At 60.1% G+C, this 2,717-nt stretch carries 3 protein-coding genes; 2 read left to right on the top strand and 1 reads right to left on the bottom strand.

What is annotated here, in order from left to right; all coding sequences use genetic code 11:
• Window positions 1–1,067, top strand: a 1,067-nt coding sequence (locus C0V97_RS17410; protein ID WP_233582254.1) for a site-specific integrase, incomplete at its 5' end; no start/stop codon positions are given.
• Window positions 1,068–1,300: 233 nt separating this feature from the next.
• Here C0V97_RS17410 and C0V97_RS17405 read toward each other — a convergent pair.
• Window positions 1,301–2,020, bottom strand: a complete 720-nt coding sequence (locus C0V97_RS17405; RefSeq protein WP_127100994.1) for a dihydrofolate reductase family protein — start codon at window positions 2,018–2,020, stop codon at window positions 1,301–1,303.
• 280 nt (window positions 2,021–2,300) lie between these two features.
• Between C0V97_RS17405 and C0V97_RS17400 the strand changes: the two genes are divergently transcribed.
• Window positions 2,301–2,717, top strand: a 417-nt coding sequence (locus tag C0V97_RS17400) for an iron chelate uptake ABC transporter family permease subunit (protein ID WP_148114970.1), incomplete at its 3' end; no start/stop codon positions are given.

Raw genomic sequence — 2,717 nt, 5'->3', positions numbered from 1 at the left:
AAAACCCAGCCCGCATGCCCGAAGCAGGAAAGCCCCGCCTCTGTCGCGTCTCAGGGCGAGACACATGGCACATCTATCACCAGCGCAAACGCATCTCTACGGGCTGCACGGATCGCGCGTCGGCTGAACTAGTCCTTGCCCGGTATGCTGCTGAGCTATCGCGGCCCACGACAAGGGCCGTCAGTGTCACTGAAATTCTATCCCTCTATCTTCAAGATCGTCGCGAAGCCCTCAAGCCGGGGGCCGAGCGTCTTGGCTGGGCGCATAAGCCGGTGTCTGCATGGTTTGGTGAGAAGCCACCCGAGGCTGTGACTGACCGGGAATGCCGCGCCTATGCTCAGAAGCGTATGGAATCCGGTATAGCCGCCAGTACGGCGCGGACAGAGATGCAGGCGCTTCGGGCGGCGTTGCGGTGGGCGGCGGCGCAAAAGATCATCGCCGAATGTCCGAATGTCCCTCTGCCCTCCCGCAGCCCCCCGAAAGAACGCTGGCTGACGCGGGATGAGGCGCATGCACTCATTGACGGCTGCGAGGCGTTTCATATCCGGCTGTTCGTGATCCTGGCTCTTGGCACCGGCGCGCGTGTTTCAGCATTACTCGAGCTGCCATGGTCGCGGGTCGATATGGATCGGCGAATCATCGACTTGCGCGATCCGGGCAAAGCGCGAACGGCGAAGGGACGGGCGCGTGTTCCGATCAATGACGGCCTGCTTGCCACCTTGCAGGAAGCTCACGCCATCAGGGAAACGGATTGGGTAATCGAATGGGCCGGAGATCGCGTCGCGTCCGTGAAGCGAGGCTTCAGGGCTGCGACGATTCGCGCCGGTTTGGAAGGGGTAACGCCTCACACCTTACGACACACGGCAGCGACATGGATGGCGCAGGCTGGCGTTCCTCTATGGGAGATCGCCGGATTCCTCGGGCATTCGAACACGGCCATGGTCGAAGAAACCTACGCGCATCACTCGCCTGGGCATCTCAAAGGCGCCTCAAGGGTTTTGGACATGACCTTACTGCAACAGTTCCCGGTTGAGCGCGTGAACACAAGCATTCGTAAACGCCAGTAAACACGCGACGAAAGCTGTGCCTAACTCTGTGGGCCAAATGAGCTAAATGATTGAAGATAAACAACAGGGTTCAGTGTTCGGGACGCAGGGGCCGGAGGTTCGAATCCTCTCACTCCGACCAGATCTTGCTTCAAGATCAGGTCTTTTCAGCGCCGCAATCGGCAATAGCATGCGATTATTAGCGGCGCCTTTCTGCATGAAAAATATCGTCCGTGGGGCAATCTTATTGTCGTTCAGGGTGGACTGTTTACGCTGTAACGTAGCCAGACGACCCCATCGTTTCGGGTTTCCACGTGATCGAGGCGCAGGCTCACGCCTTGAGCCGGCTGTGTCGTGGCGGAGCCGCTGTAATCGAAGACACTGGCAATGCCAGCCTGTCCATCGAGACCGGGATAGATCAGCAGGCTGATCGCATCGACCAGTCCTGCTTCCAGAAATGCCCCATTGATCCGCCCACCGCCTTCGAGCAGAAGCCGCCGACGCCCGAAATCGCGATGAAGGGCGCGCATCGCGGCAGGCAGGTCGTGACCGTCCTCCCCGGCAAAGCAATAGGACACCCCCACCCCACGCAGATGCTCCAGATAGGCATCGGCCACGCTCTCGCCCAGAATGGCCACGACGGGATCTCCATCCAGATCGGCGCGCTCATGACGAAGCTTGCCGGAAGGATCGATCAGGATCGCCAGTTTTTTCTCGAATGCCGCGGCGATATGGGACATTCGGGGCAGCAGGCGCGCCCCCTGGGGCATCGGATCGTCCGTTTTGAGAAAATGGGCCGAGGCTGTGGTTCGGCCGATGATCCATCCATCTGCGTCGAAGCTTTCTTCCAAGGCGAAATACTGGTTGACCAGCGTGTCGCGCGCCTGACCGTCAGCCGGAAGCGTCCATCGGTCAGTGTCGATCCGTCCATCGATGCTGCTCATCATATGGCAGAGAATATGGGGGCGGTTCATGCCAGACCTCTTTCTTCGACACGTGTTCCTGCGGCATGAGCGTGGAAAAAGCTTCTTCCCGCGTCATTCCTGCCGTTCAGAACCTAGACCGGTGGTGAGCGCGCGATTAGTGGGCGCCTTCTATAAGGCGTTATGCCTGCGTTTCATGAAACTTCTTTTTCAGCGCGGCGATGCTGTTCCCTGTCCGGCATTCAGACCGTCCGCTGCTTTGGCTCTCGCCAAGACGGCCAAGGCCCTCTATCGCTGGAACGAGGTCTGAGGGGCGGAAGGACAGGAGCGCGTGAGTCATCGGGTCTATCTGCTCGCGGCGCTTATAGGGCTCGGCATTCTGTGCTGCGCAAGCCTGATGATTGGCCGTTATCCCGTCTCGTTTTCTGCCCTGTTCCAATTCTGCCTCGGGCAGGGAAATGCCTCGACGCATCTGGTTCTGACCCAGGCAAGGATGCCGCGGATTATCGGCGCTATCGTGATCGGGGCGGCACTCTCCGTATCGGGTGGCGCGTTTCAGGCCGTGTTTCGTAATCCGCTGGTCTCACCCGATCTGCTGGGCGTGCTCAGCGGGGCGGCTTTCGGGGCGGCTGGAGCCATCCTGCTTCATGCCACCGGCCCATTCATCGGGCTGGCAAGTTTCTGCGGCGGATGCTGTGCCGTGGCCTGCGGTTTTGCCATTGCCCGTCTGGTCGGACAGGCGGGGGGG

It is taken from the genome of Asaia sp. W19, assembly GCF_003994335.1.
Classification (GTDB): domain Bacteria; phylum Pseudomonadota; class Alphaproteobacteria; order Acetobacterales; family Acetobacteraceae; genus Asaia.
Note: the sequence above shows the minus strand (reverse complement) of the source record. Positions and strands in the feature narration are given on the sequence as shown.

What these genes read in the sequence shown, in the direction of transcription:
- C0V97_RS17405 (WP_127100994.1), bottom strand. Translation starts at nt 2,020, where the DNA reads ATGAACCGCCCCCATATTCTCTGCCATATGATGAGCAGCATCGATGGA.